This is a genomic window from Chitinophaga polysaccharea (genome assembly GCF_902150045.1).
Lineage (GTDB): Bacteria > Bacteroidota > Bacteroidia > Chitinophagales > Chitinophagaceae > Chitinophaga > Chitinophaga polysaccharea_A.
This window is the reverse complement of the sequence record NZ_CABFVU010000001.1, coordinates 1,700,550-1,722,292: the sequence shown is the minus strand read 5'-3', so window position 1 is coordinate 1,722,292 and position 21,743 is coordinate 1,700,550. Positions and strand designations below refer to the sequence as shown.

Genomic DNA, 21,743 nt, shown 5'->3' with positions numbered 1-21,743 from the left:
GTTGGGGAATTTCGAATTCGAGAACTAAGCATCCTTAATTAAGAAACAACTAATTTTTTTTATCTCAATGAATAAAACTTGCGAACAAGTTTGGGAAAAGTGTCTTAATATAATTAGGGATATAGTAGAATGGCAGCCGTTTAAGACATGGTTTGAACCTATTAAACCCATTAAACTTGAAAACAATGTTTTAACCATCCAGGTCCCCAGCCAATTCTTTTATGAATACCTTGAGGAGCACTATGTGGGATTGTTAGGAAAAACCATCAAGAGAGAATTAGGTAAAGAGGCCCGGTTGGAGTATCGCATTGTAGTAGAGAACGGTACGCCACATCAGCATCCCAGAACAGTAAACATGCCCACGCAGTTTACCAAACCTCAGAAAGACAATGAAGTAGATTTTCCTTTAACGATCCACAACCCGGTTAAGAACCCCTTTGTTATTCCGGGCATTAAAAGGGTACAAATTGACTCGCAGCTCAATCCAAATTATACGTTTGACGCGTATGTAGAGGGAGACAGTAACCGTGTGGCGAGACGCGCAGGTAAAACAGTGGCTGAAAAGCCCGGTGGTACCTCATTTAACCCATTGGTAATATATGGTGGCGTGGGCTTGGGTAAAACACATCTTGCGCAGGCAGTAGGCAATGATGTGAAACGTATACATCCTAATAAAGCGGTGTTATATGTAAGTGCAGAGAAATTCATCAACCAGTTTATTGATCATTCCAAAAATAATATCATCAACGACTTTATCCACTTTTACCAGTTGATAGATGTGTTGATTGTAGATGATATCCAGTTCTTTGCACGTGCAGAGAAAACACAGGATGCCTTCTTCGCTATCTTTAACCACCTGCACCAGTCGGGCAAGCAACTGATCTTAACATCAGATAAGGCTCCCAAAGACCTTGACGGAGTACAGGAAAGGCTGCTGAGCCGTTTCCGCTGGGGGCTCAGTGCAGATATCCAGATCCCCGACTTCGAAACCCGGATGGAAATCCTGGAGATGAAGATGAGGAACGATGGGCTGGAAATGCCGAAAGAAGTAGTGAAATATGTGGCCTATAATATCCAGACCAATGTACGTGAACTGGAAGGCGCGCTCATTTCCCTGCTGGCACAATCGTCGCTGAACCGTAAGGAAATAGACCTGGAACTGGCGAAGCGCGTATTGAAATCTTTCGTAAAAACATCTTCCAAAGAAATTACGATCGAGAGTATACAAAAAATGGTATGCGAATACTTTGATGTGCCTTATGACAAGCTGTTGCAGAAAACACGTAAACGTGAAATTGTACAGGCCCGGCAAATCACTATGTATCTTGCCAAATCATTTACTAAAAACTCCCTGAAAACAATCGGTGAACATTTCGGAGGACGGGATCATACCACCGTTATCCACAGCTGTCAGACTGTAAAAGACCTGATGGATACAGACAATAATTTCCGTGACAGTGTAATTGAACTACAACAGAAAGTACAACTGGCGGCTATGTAAGCCGGCCTTAGCCCCCTCGTAACCTATTTTAAAAGCCGTGCCGATACAGCACGGCTTTTTTATGCGAAATCCTTATCCGTACTGCTTTATAACGCTTATTTAGCTGTGGCAGGTAAGTTTTTTTGTAAAAAGATGATTTTGCTTTTGGAGAATATAAAACTTTTCCTATTTTTGCAACCCCTTCAGGGAAATACGGAGAGATGCCTGAGTGGCCGAAAGGAACGGTTTGCTAAACCGTCGTACGGGTTAAACTGTACCGAGGGTTCGAATCCCTCTCTCTCCGCAAAGGGACCTATCATACTTATAGTGATCGGTCCCTTTTTCTTTTGAACCCTTGTTGCCCGAAAAGCTTCCATAACGCAAATGTTTCATTTACTTTCGGAACACCTCACCCAGTGTTTTTGCAGTTCTTTTTCATATCTATATCACTGCATACTTTTCCCCTAACAATCCATGGCTGACGATAAAAGGCGCTTAAAAATTTTGGTAAGTTGTAGTTATTGTTTTGAAGACGATTTCCTGCTGATGACCGCCAATCACAAATGATGTAGGCAGCAGGGGAATATGCTATCTTTTAAAAGATGGTTATTGCTTGCAACATTCAGGATAAGTAATATTTGTATTTTTATAGCCATTTAACGAATAATAATGAGAAAGGCTAAAATTTTGCTGCACCAGAACGAGCTTAATGCTACCGGAGTTGATATGGTGCCGATAAAAGGATTAGCACAAAAAGTACAGCCGCCTCACCGAGACGACCATTATATGTTTATTATCCAGCAAAAAGGGCTGTCTGTTTGGGAACTGGATTTTAGCACCGTTACTTTGAATGGGGCTTCATTATGCTTTATAGCACCCGGGCAGGTGCATCGTTACTTAAGTGGTAAAAATAGCGAGGGCTGGTTGATCTTTGCAGCTACCGCATTAATAGCTAAACCATACCGGGAAATATTCGATACATTTTTGCATAGCCGCCAGGTTGTTCATATCCAGAAGAATGATGACATTTTTTTAATGACATCTGCGTTTAAAAAACTTTTGGGAAATGAAATTATGCCATTGAAAAAAGAGGTAATCAATTCGTTGCTGGATACCATTACCGGTATGATTGCCTCTGAAATTATAGCATTCCGGAATTCAATAGGGTTGATAAGTAGCCAGAAATATACAATTGCAACGAAGTTCAGGCAATTGATTAAAGAGCAATATAAAGATCGCAAACTGGTAAAAGACTACGCAGCCTTCCTCAATATTACGCCTTTGTACCTGAACGAGGTGATGAAGGAAATAAGTGGGTTTGCCGCGAGTTATTGGATACACCAGGAAATAGTGCTGGAAGCCCAACGCCTGCTTTATTATACAGGTCTGGATATAAAAGAAATCGCCTTTGAACTGGGCTATGAAGACCATGCTTATTTTTCCCGCTTCTTTAAGAAGAATACCGGTATGACCGCTTCTTCATTCAGGAATAAAAAACCATAATTTGTCCAATTATTGCCATTGAATGGCTACCCGCCGGCCCAGCTTCCCACGTTAATTTTGTAATCGTAAAATTTAATAAAATGAATACGATACAAATACAGGGCAAAACAAAAATTATGGAAGTAATTCCTCCGGAAAATAATAACAACACGTTTTATAAAATAGTTATTCCTATCATCCTATCTGTTTTTGCAGTATATCTTACCATTGGAATGTCTCTTGGTATTCTCCCAAATTTCATAAAGGACGAATTGAAGTCCGGCAGTGTTGTAGTAGGAGTAGTGATTGGCTTACAATCACTGGCCACATTATTAACAAGAGCTTATGCAGGCAGAGTTACAGATACAAAAGGTGCAAGAAAAAGTAGCAACCTGGGAATAATATTGGTGATCGTAACCGGAATATTTTATATGGCAACCACTGCTTTCTGCCATCATCCTCTTCCCGCACTGGCGCTGATAATGGTATCCAGGATCGTGCATGGCATATCGGAGAGTATGTTGGTAACCGGTGCATTAACCTGGGGCATTGGTTTGGCTGGTGCCGGCAAGTCCGGCAAAGTAATGACCTGGAATGGAATTGCCATGTATGCAGGGATTGCCATAGGTGCGCCGCTGGGGATCTGGTTACAGCATTCATTCGGTATACAAAGCGCTTTTGCAGCGATTATATTATTGTCGATAGTTGCATGGCTTAGTACCATCGGTCTTCCGGTGCTTGCGCCAGATCCGTCTCATATCAGGACACCCTTTTATAAGATAATCGGGAAAATCGCGGAACAGGGACTTGGTCTCGCATTTTCTTCCATCGGTTTTGCCTGTATCTCCTCTTTTATTGCTTTGCTTTTTATATCCGAAAACTGGGGAGATGCGTCTATTGCTTTTATGGCCTTTGGCTCGTGCTATGTACTTACAAGGATATGCTTCTCTTCATTCCCGGACCGGTTTGGTGGTTATCGTGTAGCATTGATTTCCCTGGTTATTGAAATAGCTGGTCAGCTTTTCATCGGGTTCGCTTCCTCCAGGGAAATGGCAATAACAGGATGTGCCCTTACCGGTGTAGGATTTTCTCTCATATTTCCTGCACTTGGCGTTTTAGCTATTAAGAAAGTAGATTCTCATATGCGGGGAACTGCCCTGGGAGCTTATGCCGCTTTTTTCGATCTCTCTTTGGGATTTGCTGCTCCGGTGGCAGGTATCATTGCCGGTTGGTATAATTACCAGGCGGTATATCTGTTCGGAGGCGTTAGCTGCCTGTTAGCGACCGTTATATTGTTTATAAAAAGAAAAAGATAATAATGGAAACAGCGCAAAAGAAAATTGTACGGTTTCTATTGACTGTTAAGAAAAAGGTTTTCCTTAGTCCGAATTATATACGGGTAATATTCGGTATGTCGGATGAACAGATAGATCAGTTCCGGAATGTGAGAAGAGGTGATCACAACAAGATATTTATTCCGGCCAGGGGTGTATCTAATATTAATGGGATATGGGACTCAGATTTATTTATTGCAAGAAGAACCCATACAACAAGGAATATTGATGTGGATCGATTTTGCCGCTCATGGTGATAAGGGGCTGGCATCATACCGGGCGCAACAGGCCACTAAGGGAGAGGTACTGGGCGTTGCAATGAAAGAAAGCAGCAGGCCTTTGTTTCCGCGAGCTGATAAATACTGGCTGGTGGATTTAAGGAATTATTTTAAGACAGAAAGGCATGGTTGCCCGGAGAATACGCTGCCACAGCCCATTGGCAAAGCGGATCTTCCGAAGATCAGTCATCCGCATTGCGCAGAATGGAGCGGAAGGGGTAACCTCCCGGAACCGGGTTGAAATAACAGCCATGTTTCAATCCGGTACGATCAAAGGCACTACCCCGGAATGTTCTCATCAATATCCGGCCTGCCATAACTCATCCGCCATTTCCTTATTTGCCATAGCGCCTGCAAGATTGCCAACAGCTACTGCATTAGCCACAGAGCGCATCATAGTCGTATTATCGCCGCATGCAAAAACTCCAGGCAGATTCGTTTTTTGAAATGCATCTACTTTTATGAAGCCCTGTTCAGTAAGCTCACAACCCAGTTTTTCCGGGATGTCTGAATGCTGTACGAAAGCTGGTTTGGCATAAAGTGCTTTTATAGGATGGGCGTCGCCGTTCCTGAAAACGATCTGCTCAATGCTGCCGTTGTGATGCCGCAGCTCCTCAATTTCTGCTTCAACAACGGGGATACACTGTTTCTTCAATTGAGCCATTTGTTCATCTGTGAATGCAGATACACCATTGGTGTAAATAGTTAGCTTTTTAGTGAGGTTATGTACTAATGGAGCAACGTGCATGGCTACTTCCCTGTTTGCGAGAATGCCTGTCACTTCATTCTTTACTTCATAGCCATGGCAATATGGACAATGTATCACCGAAATGCCCCAGCACTGCTCAAACCCTTTAATGGCGTGCATGATATCTTTGATACCTGTTGCAAAGATCAGCTTCTTTGCATGAAATTTTTCATCCAGCTTCGTGGTTATTTCAAAACCATTTTCCGTTTTCACCGCTGTTTCTGCAAGCCCGTTATGAAACTTAACACTGGTATACTTTTCCACCTGTTGTTTGGCAAGGGCTGAGATCTCAGCAGGAGTTTTACCGTCCTGTGTAATGAAATTATGTGAGTGCGGGGTTTGCCTGTTACAGGGAAGCCCGCTGTCGATGATCAATACATTCCGTAATGACCGGCCCAGCGCCATTGCTGCGGAAAGTCCTGCATAACTTCCTCCTACTATGATTACGTCAAAGTTTTTACTGTCTGCCATCTTATTTATTTTTGTGGGAGAAACCAATGAACCAGGGATCATTAATGCAGGAATAGCCATACTGCTGTGCTGTATAAACTTTCTGCGATGTAACATCCTGGTCATTATTCTTTACAAAAGTAGATAATAATTTCATTATTGCGACATGATCGCGATAATATTTTTACCTTTGCGTATGAACAAGCGGAATACAAAAACAAAACAGCTGATTTTAGAGACATTGAAAAATGCAGAGACTGCTGTAAGCCAGGATATTTTACAGGAAGAACTGGGAGATGCGGTGGACAGGGCAACTATTTACAGGGTGCTGAATAGTTTTTGTGATGATGGTATTGTTCATAAGATATTGGGAGATGATGGGAAATATTACTTTGCTTTCTGTGTAAACTGTACTGAAAAGAAGCATCATCACAATCATTTTCATTTCCGCTGCCTGGAATGCGGGAAAATAGAATGCCTGCCGAATGAAGTGGATATCAAACTTCCGAAAGGATACAGGTCTGTGAATTTCAATGGCTTTATTTCCGGTTACTGCGCGGCCTGTTCGCCGGGCGCATGAATGAGGGATTGAAGACGCCGGGAATTTTGAACCGGTATAGTAATGCTTTAAGTAAATGAAAGCCTTGTTTCATAAACACGACCCTTTATTTTTTGCTGCCGCCCCGCAGCTGGACCACACGCTTTGAGGCAAACTAAAAAGTAAAATGGAGGCTCTGAGAACCGCTTAAACGATAACAAACCTCCACCTGGCGCTGGAATAAGCCAGCGAATGTATCAAGAATAAATGAACGTACTGAACTTCGCCCAAACAGCGGCCGTCCACCATCTTTTATGCAAACTAAGAAGTAAAATGGAGGCTTTGAAAACCGCCTAAACGATAACAAGCCTCCACCTGAGCCTGAACAAACCAGCGAATGTATCAAATAAATGAACGCACTGAGCTTCGCTGAAACAGCAGCCGACTTCCATCATATACCTGAACGAATCAATGCAGCTGCCCCCAAGCGGTGTTCTCAGGGATTCAACAGATAATGTAACAACCCGTACAATACGCTTAACCCTATCAGGTAAAGAATATTCATCCTGAATTTCAGTATCAGCGCCAGTGAAACAATAATCCATATTATGGCCAGGATATCCGGTTTGCTGAATAAAACGCCACCGGGAAAAATCACATCTTTCCCCAGATATAACGTAAGATTCAATATCACTCCCACTACAGCGGCGGTAATTAATCCGAGAATACCTTCTATAATTTCAATGCCATGTGTTTTCTCAATAACCGGTGCGCCAGCAAAAATCATCAGGAAACAGGGCAAAAAGGTAAAATAAGTGGTGGCAAGTAGTCCGGCAGCCCCCATCCATAAAGAGCCGCCAAAATGGTTGTAACCGGCCATAAAACCCACAAATGATAATACAATGATCAGCGGGCCGGGAGTTGTTTCGGCGAGCGCAAAACCATCGATCATCTGCAGTTTGCTGAGCCAGTGCAGCTTTGTGACGCTGTATTGCGCCACATAGGGCAGTACGGTATAGGAACCGCCAATGGTCACAAATGCAGTCTGCGTAAAGAACAATCCCAGGTTTTTCCAGAAAATGAAATCGCTGAAGAACAGCAGGAACAGCCCAAAGGGGAGCAGCCAGAGAAGCACTGTTACACCCAGTAACCTGAGCAACCGGCCTGCCTTGAATTTCCCTCCGGGTGAAACGGTATGCCTGTTCAGCACATAGGTATGCTCTTCATCACCTGCTGCTGCCGTATTGGCTGACCGGTGCTGTAAAGCCGCGGGCCATATCATACGGGCAATAACTCCTGTAACAGTAGCGCCGCCAATGATGGCCAGCAGGGAAATATTGAAAAAGAAGATACATACAAACGCAGCAGCCGCTATCAGGTAGTGCAATGGCCCATGCAGGGCCTTCTGCCCGATCCTGAACATGGCAATAAAGATGAGGGCAATCACCGCCGGCTTTAACCCGCTGAACATGGCAGTAACCCAGGGGATATTGCCAAAAAGCACATAGATAATACTGAGTGCAAGTAAGATGAACATGGATGGTAAAACAAAGAGAATGCCTGCCGCCAGTCCCCCTTTTTTGCCATGCAGCAACCATCCGATATAGATAGCTAATTGCTGCGCCTCCGGTCCGGGCAATATCATACAGTGGTTCAGGGCATGCAGGAATTTGCTGTTGCTGATCCACTTTTTCCGGTCCACCAGGTTATCATGCATAATAGCGATATGGCCGGCAGTGCCTCCGAAACTTATCCATCCTAATTTAAACCAGAATTTAAGCGCTTCGTTAAACGCCGGCTTTTCTGTGAAAATCTGTTCTTCCATATGATCATTCATTTCGCCATCCGGGTTCCAAGCATATAGCTCCCTTGCAGTAACGACCTGCTACTGCTCATTTACAGGATATGAAAATAATTGAATACAACCGGGCTGCACAGCCGGGCGGACGACAAAAAGTAGTATTTACGATTAAAAAAAGGCTGTCTGATGGCTTCCGGTAAGCTGCACGAAGATACGGAAATGCCCCTGCTTATGCAAGGTTTCAGGGCATGTTTTACTTCAAAAAAGACTTGTTTCTTTAACCGGAAAAACAGCCGCTGATGAATGACTGAATTAGGTTCTGCCAGCCGGATGCAGGATATGCAACAGCATCACCGATAAAGCAAACCGGTCAAAAGCAAACCGGTATAAAGGAATATATACAGTTAACCACGGGAATCATCCGGACTGGATTTTATGAAGGTACTGAGAGATGATGTTTTTATCGGTAGATGTTTTGGCCAGCTGTAATGCAGTGGTAAAGTGGTGCAGTGCCATGGCGTTATCAATGCCGGTATACAGGTAGCCTAACAGTGAATGATATAAATGGTTGCCGGAGAGGTTAAGTTTCTCAGCCTCTTTGATGGCTGTTGTTTTGCCGCTTACTTTCGATAAGGCATAGGTGCGGTTTAGCGCGGTTACAGGGGAATAAGACAATTGCAGCAACTGGTTATATAATTGGAGGATATTGTCCCACTTGTTTTTTACAGTGGTTGGAGTGCAGTGCCAGTAAGCAATGGAAGCTTCGAGATGATATTTGGAAAGTGCCGTTCCGCGGGCGCTTTCAATGAGATAATAATTACCCCGGCTGATCAGTTCATCATTCCACAGGTTCCGGTCCTGTTCCTCGTATAAAATATATGCACCGGCATCGTTGGTCCTGGCCTCAAACCTTGAGGCATGAAAGCACATCAGTGACATCAGGGCATTTACGGCAGGAGTATTGGTAGCTGCATTTTCCAGCAGGAAATAGTTGAGCCGCATGGCTTCCAGGCATAGCTCCTTACGCATCACCTGGTGTTGGGTGGTGGAGTAATAGCCCTCATTGAACAGCAGGTAAATAGTGGTAAGCACATCATCCAGCCGCTGGGCAATGTCCGCTTCTCCAGGCAACGCAATCGTTATTTTTTCAGTTCTGAGTTTCTCTTTGGCACGGAACAACCGTTTATTGATTGTTTCCTTACTGGTTAAAAAGGTAGCTGCTATTTCTTCAATGCCGAAACCGCAGAGGATGCGGAGAGACAAGCCTATCCTGGCTTCAGGGGGAATGGCCGGATGGCAGATAGCAAACATCATTTTCAACTGGCTGTCCTGGATGTTGGCGGCGGAGAGATCAATATCAATTTCATCCGGTGGTGGTGGCTGCAACTTCAGCCCTGCGCTTACTTTTTCGCTGAATATTTTATCTCTTTTGAGATAATCTTTTGTTTTGTTTTTTGCAACTGTATAGAGCCAGGCTGCCGGGTTCTCCGGAACGCCTTTTAATCCCCATGTTTCTGCAGCCAGCAGGAAGGTGTCGTTGGTAATATCTTCTGCTGTTTCAATATGCGGCAGCCCAAATAATTTACAGAGCACAGCAATAATTTTGCTGTACTCTGTTTTAAATAACTGGGGAAGGAGATCGTTATTCACCGGTCCTCAACACTGGGTGGTTAATTCATTTTTATCATATCCCTTACCTCTACATGGCCTCCCACAAAAAGAATAGGGCAACCCTCTGCCAGTGTAAGCGCTTCTTCCAGCGAAGTAGCCTTCACTATAAGATATCCTCCTATAATCTCTTTCACTTCTGCATAAGGTCCATCGGTGATAACGTTGCCGGCCCGGAGGGTTTTGGCTTCTTGGCCCAGCTGAGCGGTGCTGAGGAATTTTCCCTGTGCGGCAATGCCACCGATCCAGTCCTGCCACTGCCGGATAGCTGCCTGCATTTGTTCCGGGCTTACTTCCCTGTTGGGATCCGGTGCATGTCTGAAGATCATCATGAATTCTTTCATTTTTTGCATTTTGAGATGGAATGATGTTGTTTACGACCTTATGACGACTGACATCCGCACAATTGGACAAATACCCGGGAAATTAAGTTAAGGATTTTGTACGGACTTACCGGATCACTTTTACCGGAATTTTTATCCCTGTTTACCGGGCGGTTAAAACCGGACAGGATTTGTTTTAAAACCGAACATATTATAAATAATTTAAAGTATACTTGGTTGGTATAAAGATGTGTCGTGTCTGGCATTCTGTTAGTATCCGTCACAAAGATCAATCTGGTCCATATGCTCAGAAGTTATCTGAAAACAGCTGTCAGGAATCTTTTCAGGAATAAATTATTTTCCAGTCTTAATATCTTCGGACTGGCTACAGGCATGGCCTGCAGTATCCTTATTTTCCTGTGGGTCCAGGATGAACTCAGTTACGACCGGTTTAATATCAATGCCGGGCATATTTACCGGCTCACAGCCCGGGTAGGAGATATTGAAGCTGCAGTGGTGCCTGTTCCGGCAGCGATGGCCATCCGGGATAATATCCCGATGGTAAAGAATGTTACGCGGCTGTCTGCCCTGCAAAGTATGGTAACAGTGGGCAACCAGAAGTATGAAGAAAAGAATATCTATTATGCCGATAGTAATTTTCTCCGCATCTTCAGTTATCCCCTGTTGCTGGGAGACGCAAGCCGGCTGCTGTCGGGGCCGGATGGTGTGATACTCACTGTGAGCGGTGCAAAGAAATATTTTGGCAGCCCGGAGAACGCTATGGGTAAAACCCTGCACATCGACAATGATTATAATGGCAATGATGTGGTAGTGGCGGGGATATTGAAAGATCCTCCCCATAATTCACACCTGCAGTTCAATATGTTGCTTCCTATCCAGCTCTATGAAAGAACCATAAACCTTGAGCAGGGCTGGGGTAATTTTGATGTATACACCTATCTCCGGATGGATGATCATTTTGATGCCACGCCAGCTGCTTTGGCATCGCTGGAACAGCGCATCATGACGCTTTACCGCCGCCTGGATATATCCAAAACCAACGGTTTCCTGTACCTGCAGCCGCTTACAGACGTGCACCTGCGCTCCCGCCTAATGTTGGATGTGCCGGGGCAGGGGGACTACCAGCAGGTGAAGATCTTTTCACTCATCGCCATTTTTATTTTACTGATTGCCGGGATCAATTTTATGAATCTTTCCACGGCTTTATCCGGGGAACGGGCAAAGGAAGTAGGTTTACGTAAAACAGTAGGCGCTTTGCGGTCTCAACTGGTGATACAGTTCTTAAGCGAATCGCTCCTCCTATCTTTTATATCCCTGCTTTTAGGCCTCGCTATAGCATGGGCGTTGATCCCGTTGTTCAACGAGCTGGCAGCAAAATCTATCTCCATTAACCTGCTGAGCATAAAATTTATTGCAGGTCTTTTAGGGATCGCAACAGGCGTGGGCCTGGTTGCGGGAAGCTACCCGGCGTTGTTCCTTTCATCTTTCAACCCGGTAAAAGTATTGAAAGGCGTAAAAATGCTCCACGGAAGGAAAACTTTTTTCAGGAACAGCCTGATTGTAGTACAGTTCTCCATTGCTGTTGTCCTGATAGTGGGCACCATTGTGGTGTACAGGCAACTGCAGTTTATCCGTACCATGGATATCGGGTACAATAAGGAAAACCTCCTGTATGTGCCTATTCCCCGCCTGGGTGATCTGCAGCGGAACCAGGTAGCTTTGAAAGCCGCCATCAGCCAGTATCCTGAGATAGATGATTATACTTTTATCAGCCATCTGCCTACTGATCTTCCAACCGGCACCCGTTCAGTGGAATGGGAAGGTAAAGATCCGCAGCTAAACCTGGTATTCCCGCAAATGTGGGTGGATGATCATTTTGTGAATACTTTCCGGATGCATATAAAATCCGGCAGATTTTTTTCCAAAGATTTCAAGGGAGATGAAAATAATTATGTGCTCAATGAAACAGCCATAAAAGCAATGAAGCTGAATATGGAAACTGCACTGGGAACCAGAATTACTATGGATAGCCGCACAGGCGTTATCATAGGAATAGTAAAGGATTTTAATTTCAAACCGGTACAACAGCCCATACAACCGCTGATTGTAAGAAACGGCAGTTCCGGCAATTTTAACGGGAATACGGGATATATTGTACAGCGCACCACTCCCGCCAACATGCAGCGGAACCTGGGAGTTATGAAAAAAGTATTTCAGCAGGTATATACAGATTTCCCTTTTTCTTTTGGTTTTGTGAATGAAGACTTATCGCGCTTATACCTGGCGGAGCAGCGTATGGGGAAGCTATTCAATATTTTTTCTGTGCTTTCCGTAATTGTTTCCTGTCTCGGCCTTTTCGGGCTTACCACTTTTGCCACGCAGAGAAGGATCAAGGAAATCGGCGTACGGAAAGTACTGGGCGCCAGTGTAGCGGGAATTGTAGGGATGTTGTCGAAAGATTTTATAAAACTGGTAATATTTGCATTGCTCATTGCTTTCCCTGTAGCCTGGTGGGTGATGAACAAATGGTTACAAAATTTTGCCTATCACATTAACATCCGCTGGTGGTTTTTTGTGCTGGCAGGTGTTATCGCCATTGTAATTTCCTTCATCACGGTCAGCTACCAGTCAATAAAAGCAGCCCGGTCCAATCCTGTAAAAAGCCTGCGTTCAGAATAAAACAGCAGCTTGCCGGCAATTATTGGTGACGCTCTTCTACTGAACACTGCCAACCTGTGTTATATCCTGGAAAAATGCAGTGCCATGTAATGCGCTGCTGTAGCGGTTTTTGGCATAATCCCATCTTTTTACTAAAAAAAATTTGTTTTTATGTTAAACATTTCCCTACATTTGCACTCCGCAATTGAAGCAAAGGTGTTGTCGCAAGGGCTGCCGTTTAAGCTAAGATGTGGACTAAGAAGGGATTTCGGGGCGTAGCGTAGCCCGGTATCGCGCCTGCTTTGGGAGCAGGAGGTCGCAGGTTCGAATCCTGCCGCCCCGACTTAGAAAAGAAGCCTTACAGTATAATAGCTGTAAGGCTTTTTTATTTTTGTACAATTCATGCGTAGAAAGTTGTGTATGGCGAAGTTCAGTACCGGATCAAGTTGAAAAGTTGGGGGATGGGCATAAATTTTAGGCATAAAGTTTAGTCAATCTATAAAGAAAGAATTCTACATCCCGCACCCCTCGTAGTGCATTTCTAAAGGACTTTACTTTTGCATTGAATGATTCTGCCGCCGCATTGGTGGCTCTGTTGTTGAAGAAGTTGAGGATACCCAGATAGTGAGTTCTGATAGTCCTGGCAACGGTCTTGAAGGATAAAATCCCCGCTTCCTCCACGTCATTATACCACAATGCCAGCTTCTTAAATGCTTCTTCTTTACACTTACAATGTCTGTAAACCTCGCCCAGACGCAGGGATAGCTGATAGGATTTATGAATAAGAGGATAATGACTAAATAAAAGCTCGGCTCTCTGCTGCTGCTCTCTGGTCCATAATCGGGGATGTTTAAATAGTAAATATCTGCTTCTGGCCAGCAGTTGCTTGGTTGTGTCCCCATTGGGAAGTCTGGCAGGCTCCCACCTTACTGCATTTCGTTTTGCCTGCTCATATTCCAGATTCTCCTGTTCCAGGGCCTCCCAACGATGTTTTATTCTGATCTCCTGTACCGCTTCAAAAGCCAGGTGCTGCACATGGAAGCGATCTATTACCCGATGGGCGTTAGGAAAACAGGCTTTAACAGCGCTATTGAGACTACCAGACATGTCAATGGTAACTTCTTGTACCATCCTACGCAGGCGTTTAGGGATTTTAAATAGTATTTCTTTCAGAAATTCAGACTGAGTGCCCTTGATCATAGCCACTATTGAGCCTTTGCGCCCTTTGGCCAGCTTATTAGTGACAATTGTATACAGTTCTCCACTGGAAAAGGCTGTCTCGTCTATACTTAAAGCGGCACCAATGTTTTGTTCAAAAAGCATCCATTCAGTAGCATGTTCTTTCTGCTCCCAACTGGAAAAATCACTTAAATGATGTTTGTATTGTTGCCCGAGTTGTTTACCGTCAACATTGTAAAGATGGCCAAGTTGAACGGGGCTGATGGGGTGATTATCTAAGTAGTCCTTTTAAAAAATAACCGAATTCCAATGTCATTCGCGTTCCTTTTTTCACTATTTCCCAATCTCTTGTTACTGTTTCTCCGGTGGCTACAACCTCCCACCGACGCCGCTTTACATATAAAGTAACCTTCTTTCTGCGGATAGGAAAATCCTGAACAGCAACGGGAGGAAGAAAGTCTTTGGCGTGAAGTTTTTTATGCTGATGCTCAGCTGGAACAATATTCTTTTCTTCTAAATAAATACTTATTTCAGTCTCACTTTGACAAGCATCAGTTATCTCGAAATAATATAAAATCCCTTCTGGTAGCAGGGCCTCGATCAGAAGGCTAAAATTCTTATCCACGGCTATTAATCTTAATTGGGTGCAAAAAAACTATTTTTTTACATATCCCCCAACTTTTCAACTTGATCCTATGGCGCCCCGTCTTCAACAGGAAATCCGTGAGTAAATTTTGATCTTAAATTTACTCACGAAACATCTCGCAAATAATTTAATACCAATAAGTTAGATCATTTTTTTTGAGGGCTTTTAGTATCGTTTAATGGCGGATTTCACTCCTAAAAAGGTGAACAGGAAGGAGAAAGAAAGCAAACGGTATTAAGTAACCTTAAAATGAATGATTTATGCAAGACCAACACCCTTGGCATCGACTTTATCGCAAGAAAAGATAAAGCAAATAAAAAAACTGGCCTCTCTTTTTGCCTGAATTACAGTAAATGGTGACGACACGGAGCTGTCCTTGAAAGAAAAAGTCCCTCACAAACACTGGAACTCCAAAGGGGAATATGTAGATGGAAAGCCCTCAGATGTAAAATCTATAAATGACTACATCGATACCACAAGAGAAAGGCTAAAAAAGGCTTTTAGGGAGCTAGAGGAGAAAATGATACCCTTTAATGCACTTGACGTTAAGGCGATGTTCTTAGGGGTTCACCACACTCAGCGAAATAAGAATTTCACTTTAATCAAGTTGATCAAAAAACATGAGCAGGAATGTGGCCCGCACCTGGCACTAGGTACAATGAAGAATTACAAAGCCACAGAAGAATATGCCGCTAATTTCATTATGCACAAATATGGTAAAGACGACATCCATGTAGCCTACTTGGATTTCACATTTATTACAGAGTTTGAAAATTATATACCAGCACATCCAATTAAGCTCCACGATCCTTGCACAGGAAACGGTACAGCCAAACATATCGAGCGGTTAAAGAAAATGGTCAGTTGGGGCGGGCTGCTTGGTTGGGTAAAGGAAGACCCGTTTAAGAAATTTCAGGTTCACAAGGAAAAGAATAAGAAAAAGAAGTTAAAACTTCATGAACTGGTGACAATTGAAACAAAAAATCTCGCTACAGAGGCTTTAATATACGCTAGAGATCTATTTGTTTTTGGTTGTTATACCGGACTGGCCTTTGTAGACGTTATGCAGCTCAGGCCCGAACATTTTACCATTAGTGCAGCTGGTCGTGTATGGTGTAGTGTATATCGTGCAAAGTCCAGTGAGCTTGCCTCTATCCCCATATTACCTGCAACTGCTGAAATTATCAAGAAGTATATGAATGTTCCAGCTGCAAAGGCGTCCGGATTTATCTTTCCTCGGATCACAAATCAACAGATCAACAGATTGCTCAAAATTATTCAGGAGATTTGTGAAATAACAATATCGCTAACCTTTCACGTTGCCAGGCACACTTTCGCAACAGTAATAGCAATCAAAAATGGGGTTCCTGTTAAGACGGCCCAAAAGATCATGGGTATTGTGAAAGCAAGTACTATGGATGTTTATACGGAGATTGATGAGGAACTCATAGAAGAGGAAATAGACAAGGCGGCTGCGAAGCTCAGTGAACGAAGAGGAATGTTAACGCCAATGGAAAGGATTGAAAATTATGACAAGGCGTGTTAAAAGCGTCAAAAATTAAACGACGGGTTGCAATTGCATCCCGTCGTTTAGTAGGAAAAGATGGGCTGCCAGCATGAAGAGTGAGCATGCTATTGAGTTTATAGACACCTGAAGTCGGAAAATTCCCGAGACGATATTCAACCCCGATATAATCAAAAGGCAAAACTCTTAATGATCGGAAAAGAGTTTTGCCTTGCTATTGATTTAAAGGTTTATCAAATTACACCATGAATATTTGTACTAAAAAAAACTTGAAATAAATCAAGGTTCCGGATAAAAATTCCGTTAACTACGATTTGAGGTATTTTATAATCAGCCAAAGAATTATTGAACAAAGAAAAATTTGGAAATTGTTCTTTTATAATGTCGATAATTTTAGGCAGAAGTTTCACCTGTTCTGAAATAATTGGAACATATGAGCATTTTTTTTCTATCCCTATCCACGTTTCAATTGGTTTAAATGGCGGCCTAGAAAGGTCTGAATCATTTTTCTCCCCATATCCTTCGCTAAAATAATAACCAATATGATTTCCAACAAAACTAACGAATACAATAATTCCAGCATGCTGATTTTCAATGTCATTTGTATTAATATCTAATACTGCCTTAAAACTGTGGGGTTCTGGATGTGACATGTCACGTACAGATCTAATTGAAGGATTCTGTCGAAATTCTTCCATTAGGTGCTCCCACTTCTCCATGTTTGATACTTTCTCAGCAGTAACATTTAAATAACCTTCTTTATAGTATTCCGCTGGTTTTTTTTCGCCCGGTGGTAAATGTTCAAAATAAAAATATTTGTTAACTAATTCTAAGTATCTATCAAGATCACTATTTGCAGTTTTTGTCATATACAGCATTTGAGTTAGTTGCACCATTTATTCTCGTCGGTGTTTCTGGACTTATGTTAGAACCAGGAATGAAAGTTTTTATTAGGGCATTAGCTATTCCATACCATGTCGATTCTGTTAATGGATTTGTTGGATTCGCAGCATCAGGAACTAAGTTTGCAGTTATTTGCCCAGCTAAGTTTGAAGCAAATGCACTAATTTCTTCAGCTGCTTTGGGTGTAAAATACCAAACTTTTCCACCTGGTGTATCTTTTGAATAAATATCAGTTCCAATCAAACCCGGAAAAAAATCTTGAAGATATTTAAAGGGTGTTTTATTTTGACCAAAATAATCAGCGCCGGAACGACTGTTGATAACACTATTGGTTGTACCATTAGCCAAATAAAAAAGTGTAGCAGGAAATGTATGAAAGTATGTCGAATTCTCTATTCGCATACCATTCATGTAAGTCGCATAAAAGGCATCAGTTTCCGATACATTCTTATAATAAAAAGAGTATTTACATAGTCTATCTCCAGGAGCAAGGACAGGCGGGTAGATAGTTGTCGTACTGGTACTTCCGCCACCGCCAATTGGTATCGGGTTATTTGGTGTCACTGGCCCTCCAGGAGCGGGCCTTACTGGCTCTGTCGGAAACGGGATATTAGTACCAGGTGTCGTCGGAGTACTTGGAGCGGGTGCAGTGACTTCCACCGTTGGGAGGGTAATTTCGAAGCCTGGACCATCATCTTCGCCACCGTCATCAAGACCTCCTGGTTTTTTCTTTGGATCCACCGGACCAGTCGGGTCACCCACCATCAATGCTTGTAATCGGTACCTCAGTTCACCAGTCAATAGGCCGTCTTTGAAACGTCTGCCTCTAAGGGGGAGATTATTAAACGGATCAAAAATTATTATGTCACCTGTGAAGTCTTCGTTACTCACAAATTGCCTCATGTTCTCGCCTTCATTACGGCCTTTCGCCAGCAGGTAGTTATTCTCTGGCCTTATTTCCTGTATAGCTCCCAATACCACACCATTGGAATCCTTCTGAAAAAGAAGGTCCCCTATAGCCTATTGGAAGTTTGTAGTCAGTTAATGGCACTTTTAAGACACTGGATTTATCCGGGAACTCTATTACTGTGGCATTGTCCCAATTTGGGATTCCGGGATCGCGGTGTTGGCTAAACACTGTTTGCAAACCGGAAGCCCCTACGGATAACCAATTTTTTGCTTCCTCAACTGATATTACAGGTGACTTAATTGTTGGCTGTTCCGTTGTTTGTTTTTGACAGCTCGATATAGCCAAAAAAGAATAAGAATTGCGGCAATTGCCGGCTTAAAGTTGGGCATTACAAACTTTAACATAGTTCAGGGTTTGGGGTTTTGAATAAGTATTACATTAACAATAACCTAATAATGACAGGTGAGGATGAAAAAAGGGTGATCTAAAGCAACTGAATTTCTATTGGTTTTTCAGTTATATCGGATAATCAATAATTCCGGGTTAATCTCCTTTACCTATTCAGCTTAGAGTCGTGGCGTTTCGCTTCCTCCATCAGTAGATCACTTTTTGGGGTAAATGATTAAACTTATCTTGTGCGGTTTTTCCCTATGTCAAGGCCCAGGGAGTAGCCATATTTGGAAATCTAATTTCATCCGGCTAAAACGGAGTTTTGTGTGTTAAAAATGACCAGTTCAGCCAATTTTAGAATTAATAATAGAAGGTTACCTTACTTTTCCTAAAAAGAATATGGAAGTGTTCACCATTGATCATCCATTTCCCGATGAGCGGTTCAGAAATTATGAAGGGCCAATCCTCAGATTTAACAAAACTGGATTCGATGTTATCATGTTCCTAAATCGAGTTACCGATAAGGGAAAAGCATCATTTGTAAAACAACCAATTAAATATGGACTTTGTATTACCATGAACGTTCCTTTTTTTGTTGGACTGTTTGGAGGGACCGAATATTTGGACAGCTCATTTAATATAAAAGGGCTGCCAGTTGATGAAGCTGAAGAATGGCTGAGGCTTAAATCAATCTTTTTTAATTTCTATGTGGTGGACAGTGAAGACTATCATTTAAAGGTTATAAAAAGAATTGAATTTGATCCATCTTTTGAACGCGAATTAATGTCCACATTAAAACAACAAAAGCTACATTATCTAAATGCCAGCGAAGTAGACATAGAAATTTCAGATGTCCAAAAAGTGTAATGATCCAATTCATTACTGGTTTTCATAGGGCATTTTCAAATATTTCCGTGCAAATTCACGAAGTAATAGGCGAAGCAAATAAAGTATCACTAAGAAAAACAATTACTGCAACACATACCGGAGCCTTTATGGGAAAGGCTCCCACAGGAAAGAAAGTGGAAATGAATGTAATTGAAATAGATGTTTTAAAGGACGGAAGGATAACCGATCACTGGAGCCGGAATGATTTTATGCAGGTAGTTCAAACTCTTTAGAGGCTGATCGATTATAAGAACGTTAAATAGTCAATAGATGCCTAGTTTCTGTCATTTGCTGAATATTGCTTTTGTACATGTTGACTGTGATTCATTCAAAATGCATCAATTTTGACAAGATCATCCACTAAAAAGTTCGATAAGTGTCCAGTCGCCGCGACTTTAAAAAAGCCTTCAAATTTCTGAAATTTGAAGGCTTTTTTATTTGATACCTGATCAAGGTTCGAACTATTGCACAAAGTTGTATTTATATGAAAGGATAAACTACGATATAGAATGAGAGATCACGTTCGGGGAAAATGGAGATCACGCATAGATATTATTAGTACCAAATTTTCGGACACAAGCGTCGAAGTATCAAGGTAATATTAGCGCTATACAAAGTCACAGTATCATTAGAATAGAATGATCGTGATAAAAGGGCTGCGCATTGGAATTGCCCCTGGAGACGCAGGTGATGAACCATGTTTTCATCTTGTTTAGTTTTTGACTACTTAAAATTGACACAAATTGAGTTGGTTGGTTATACTAATAACACAGGAGATTTTACCAAAATCAAAGATTTGGATACAAAGTAGAGGGATTAAGCTACAAGGAAGTAGGTTAAGTTGTGGAGATTTGCAGTATGAAAACGATTTTAATCACAGGTGCCAACAAGGGTGTTGGATTTGAGACAGCCAGGCAACTGGCACAGCTAGGTAATTTTATATACCTGGGCAGCAGAGATATTAAAAAAGGACAGCGGGCTGTTGAACAATTGAAGGCAGAGGGGATTGATAATGTAACGGCTATCCAAATTGATGTAACGGATGTTGTTTCAATTGAGCGGGCAAAAACTGAACTGGAGAAACTGGACGTATTGATTAACAATGCGGGTGTTTCGGGAGGGATGCAGCAGCGGATGTGTGACAGTAGTATGGCTAGTATCCGGGCTTTGTTTGACACCAATTTCTTTGGGGCGATACAGACTACACAGGTAATGCTACCGTTGTTGCGTAAATCGGCGGCACCAGCTATTGTCAATATATCCAGTGAGGTAGGGTCATTGAGCATGCATATGAGTCCGGGTAAGAGTCCTCACTGGGATAGTATTTCGACTTATGGTGCAACGAAGACAGCATTGAATGCGTTTACTGTGATGTTGGCAAATGAACTGCGAGGGGAAAATATATTGGTGAATAGTGTGACACCGGGGGCAACACAGACGGATCTGAATTATTTTAAGGTGGGCAAGACAGTTGCAGAGGGTGTGCGGCCAATTGTGGCCCTGGTGATGCAGTCGGATAGAGGGGTGACGGGCAGGTTCTTTAAAGATGGCGGGGAAGTTCCGTGGTAAATTGTAATTTCATATTTATGAAAAGCAATCATGTCTGTCGCGTAAAGTCGATCAGTGAGTTTTACAAGGTGCGGAATCTGGGGGCGCCTGATCATCCATTGATAAGTTTGGTGGATTATAGTTTGAGCAGGCATTCAAAGGAGATGAACAGCATTAGCTGGATGCCTGATTTTTATTGTATTGCGTTGAAGCGGGGTTTGGATGCCAGGATTATTTACGGTCAGCAGGAGTATGATTTTGATAAAGGAGCGATGTTTTTTATAGCACCCGGGCAGGTGTTTAAGGTAGAGGTGAATACGGATGCCCCGGGGAAGTCGGGATGGATGTTGCTGGTGCATCCTGATTTATTCTGGAATCTGCCATTGGCCCAAAGTATCAGGAAGTATAAATACTTTGGGTATTCTGTGCGGGAGGCGTTGTTTCTTTTGGAGAAGGAAGAGGATATTCTTAATGGAATTGTGCAAACGATCCGGCAGGAATACCTATCTGTTATTGATAAATTCAGTCCGAAGATTATTGCTTCGCAGATTGAGGTATTATTGAATTATGCGGAGCGGTTTTACAACCGGCAGTTTCTGACACGGGAGGTAAGTAATCACCGGGTATTAGAAAGATTGGAGGCGCTATTGAATGAATATTTTGAGCAGCCGATTTTACAAAATGGGTTGCCTACGGTTCATCATCTGGCGGAGCAGTTAAATCTTTCTCCGGATTATCTGACTACCTTATTAAAGGTAACAACGGGTCTTAGTACGCAGCAACATATTCATGAGATGCTGATAAAGAAGGCGAAGGAGAAGTTGACGGGGACGCAATTGTCGGTGACAGAGATTGCTTATGCGTTGGGGTTTGAGCATTCACAGTCATTTAATAAATTGTTCAAGGCGAAGACGAGTTTGACGCCATCGGCGTTCAGGCAGGCGAACTGTTGAGGATTTCTTTTTCAATGCTG

19 protein-coding genes and 2 tRNA genes are annotated in these 21,743 nt (G+C 42.6%); 13 read left to right on the top strand and 8 right to left on the bottom strand.

Going from position 1 to position 21,743, the window contains the following annotated elements; genetic code table 11:
- Window positions 1-67 precede the first annotated feature (67 nt).
- The 5 genes from dnaA to FN124_RS06920 all read left to right on the top strand — a co-directional run bounded on the left by dnaA (window position 68) and on the right by FN124_RS06920 (window position 4,815).
- Window positions 68-1,501 (top strand): chromosomal replication initiator protein DnaA, encoded by a 1,434-nt coding sequence (gene dnaA, locus FN124_RS06940; RefSeq protein ID WP_079469646.1) that lies wholly within the window; start codon window positions 68-70, stop codon window positions 1,499-1,501.
- Between the two features lie 194 nt (window positions 1,502-1,695).
- Window positions 1,696-1,784 (top strand) — tRNA-Ser (locus FN124_RS06935).
- Between the two features lie 365 nt (window positions 1,785-2,149).
- Window positions 2,150-2,983 (top strand): helix-turn-helix domain-containing protein, encoded by an 834-nt coding sequence (locus FN124_RS06930; RefSeq protein WP_142684008.1) that lies wholly within the window; start codon window positions 2,150-2,152, stop codon window positions 2,981-2,983.
- Window positions 2,984-3,063: 80 nt separating this feature from the next.
- Complete coding sequence (locus tag FN124_RS06925) at window positions 3,064-4,278, top strand: MFS transporter (RefSeq protein WP_221887744.1); 1,215 nt, start codon at window positions 3,064-3,066, stop codon at window positions 4,276-4,278.
- Window positions 4,279-4,524: 246 nt separating this feature from the next.
- Window positions 4,525-4,815, top strand: coding sequence for a hypothetical protein (locus FN124_RS06920; protein WP_142684007.1), 291 nt, complete (start codon window positions 4,525-4,527; stop codon window positions 4,813-4,815).
- Window positions 4,816-4,872: 57 nt separating this feature from the next.
- On the opposite strand, the gene FN124_RS06915 is transcribed toward FN124_RS06920, so the two are convergent.
- Window positions 4,873-5,793, bottom strand: coding sequence for an NAD(P)/FAD-dependent oxidoreductase (locus FN124_RS06915; RefSeq protein WP_221887743.1), 921 nt, complete (start codon window positions 5,791-5,793; stop codon window positions 4,873-4,875).
- Between the two features lie 175 nt (window positions 5,794-5,968).
- Between FN124_RS06915 and FN124_RS06910 the strand changes: the two genes are divergently transcribed.
- Window positions 5,969-6,352 carry a Fur family transcriptional regulator gene (locus FN124_RS06910; RefSeq protein WP_142684005.1) on the top strand — a complete coding sequence of 128 codons (384 nt, stop codon included), beginning with the start codon at window positions 5,969-5,971 and terminating at the stop codon, window positions 6,350-6,352.
- 454 nt (window positions 6,353-6,806) lie between these two features.
- On the opposite strand, the gene chrA is transcribed toward FN124_RS06910, so the two are convergent.
- From chrA to FN124_RS06895, 3 genes are all read right to left on the bottom strand, one after another.
- Window positions 6,807-8,135, bottom strand: coding sequence for a chromate efflux transporter (gene chrA / locus FN124_RS06905; protein ID WP_142684004.1), 1,329 nt, complete (start codon window positions 8,133-8,135; stop codon window positions 6,807-6,809).
- A 393-nt stretch (window positions 8,136-8,528) separates the two neighbouring features.
- Window positions 8,529-9,704: an RNA polymerase sigma factor gene (locus FN124_RS06900; RefSeq protein WP_376765837.1), complete on the bottom strand. Its 1,176-nt coding sequence runs from the start codon at window positions 9,702-9,704 to the stop codon at window positions 8,529-8,531.
- 77 nt (window positions 9,705-9,781) lie between these two features.
- Window positions 9,782-10,123, bottom strand: a complete 342-nt coding sequence (locus tag FN124_RS06895; protein ID WP_142684002.1) for a YciI family protein — start codon at window positions 10,121-10,123, stop codon at window positions 9,782-9,784.
- Window positions 10,124-10,405: 282 nt separating this feature from the next.
- On the opposite strand from FN124_RS06895, the gene FN124_RS06890 reads away from it, so the two are divergent.
- On the top strand, window positions 10,406-12,802 hold the full coding sequence (locus tag FN124_RS06890) for an ABC transporter permease (protein ID WP_142684001.1): 2,397 nt from the start codon (window positions 10,406-10,408) through the stop codon (window positions 12,800-12,802).
- Between the two features lie 248 nt (window positions 12,803-13,050).
- Window positions 13,051-13,124 (top strand) — tRNA-Pro (locus FN124_RS06885).
- A 131-nt stretch (window positions 13,125-13,255) separates the two neighbouring features.
- Here the strand turns inward: FN124_RS06885 and FN124_RS06880 are convergent.
- Together FN124_RS06880 and FN124_RS06875 are read right to left on the bottom strand one after the other, a co-directional pair.
- Entirely contained in the window at window positions 13,256-14,224 is a 969-nt protein-coding gene (locus tag FN124_RS06880; protein WP_142684000.1) for an ISAon1 family transposase, read from the bottom strand.
- Window positions 14,225-14,231: 7 nt separating this feature from the next.
- Window positions 14,232-14,585: an ISAon1 family transposase N-terminal region protein gene (locus FN124_RS06875; RefSeq protein WP_260607324.1), complete on the bottom strand. Its 354-nt coding sequence runs from the start codon at window positions 14,583-14,585 to the stop codon at window positions 14,232-14,234.
- Between the two features lie 364 nt (window positions 14,586-14,949).
- Between FN124_RS06875 and FN124_RS06870 the strand changes: the two genes are divergently transcribed.
- Window positions 14,950-16,152 carry a site-specific integrase gene (locus FN124_RS06870; protein ID WP_376765844.1) on the top strand — a complete coding sequence of 401 codons (1,203 nt, stop codon included), beginning with the start codon at window positions 14,950-14,952 and terminating at the stop codon, window positions 16,150-16,152.
- A 212-nt stretch (window positions 16,153-16,364) separates the two neighbouring features.
- Here the strand turns inward: FN124_RS06870 and FN124_RS06865 are convergent, their stop codons facing one another.
- Both FN124_RS06865 and FN124_RS06860 read right to left on the bottom strand, forming a co-directional pair.
- Window positions 16,365-17,000, bottom strand: a complete 636-nt coding sequence (locus FN124_RS06865) for a hypothetical protein (RefSeq protein WP_142683998.1) — start codon at window positions 16,998-17,000, stop codon at window positions 16,365-16,367.
- A complete protein-coding gene (locus FN124_RS06860; protein WP_221887742.1) occupies window positions 16,981-18,009 on the bottom strand; it encodes a hypothetical protein in 1,029 nt (342 codons plus the stop codon). Before FN124_RS06860 ends, FN124_RS06865 begins: the two co-directional genes overlap by 20 nt.
- Before the next feature lie 724 nt (window positions 18,010-18,733).
- Here FN124_RS06860 and FN124_RS06855 point away from each other — a divergent pair.
- The 4 genes from FN124_RS06855 (at window position 18,734) to FN124_RS06840 (ending at window position 21,723) form a co-directional block, all read left to right on the top strand.
- Window positions 18,734-19,201 carry a hypothetical protein gene (locus FN124_RS06855; protein WP_142683996.1) on the top strand — a complete coding sequence of 156 codons (468 nt, stop codon included), beginning with the start codon at window positions 18,734-18,736 and terminating at the stop codon, window positions 19,199-19,201.
- On the top strand, window positions 19,201-19,455 hold the full coding sequence (locus FN124_RS06850) for an ester cyclase (protein ID WP_142683995.1): 255 nt from the start codon (window positions 19,201-19,203) through the stop codon (window positions 19,453-19,455). Before FN124_RS06855 ends, FN124_RS06850 begins: the two co-directional genes overlap by 1 nt.
- A 625-nt stretch (window positions 19,456-20,080) precedes the next feature.
- On the top strand, window positions 20,081-20,791 hold the full coding sequence (locus tag FN124_RS06845) for an SDR family NAD(P)-dependent oxidoreductase (RefSeq protein ID WP_142683994.1): 711 nt from the start codon (window positions 20,081-20,083) through the stop codon (window positions 20,789-20,791).
- Window positions 20,792-20,808: 17 nt separating this feature from the next.
- A complete protein-coding gene (locus tag FN124_RS06840; RefSeq protein ID WP_142683993.1) occupies window positions 20,809-21,723 on the top strand; it encodes a helix-turn-helix domain-containing protein in 915 nt (304 codons plus the stop codon).
- Window positions 21,724-21,743 lie beyond the last annotated feature (20 nt).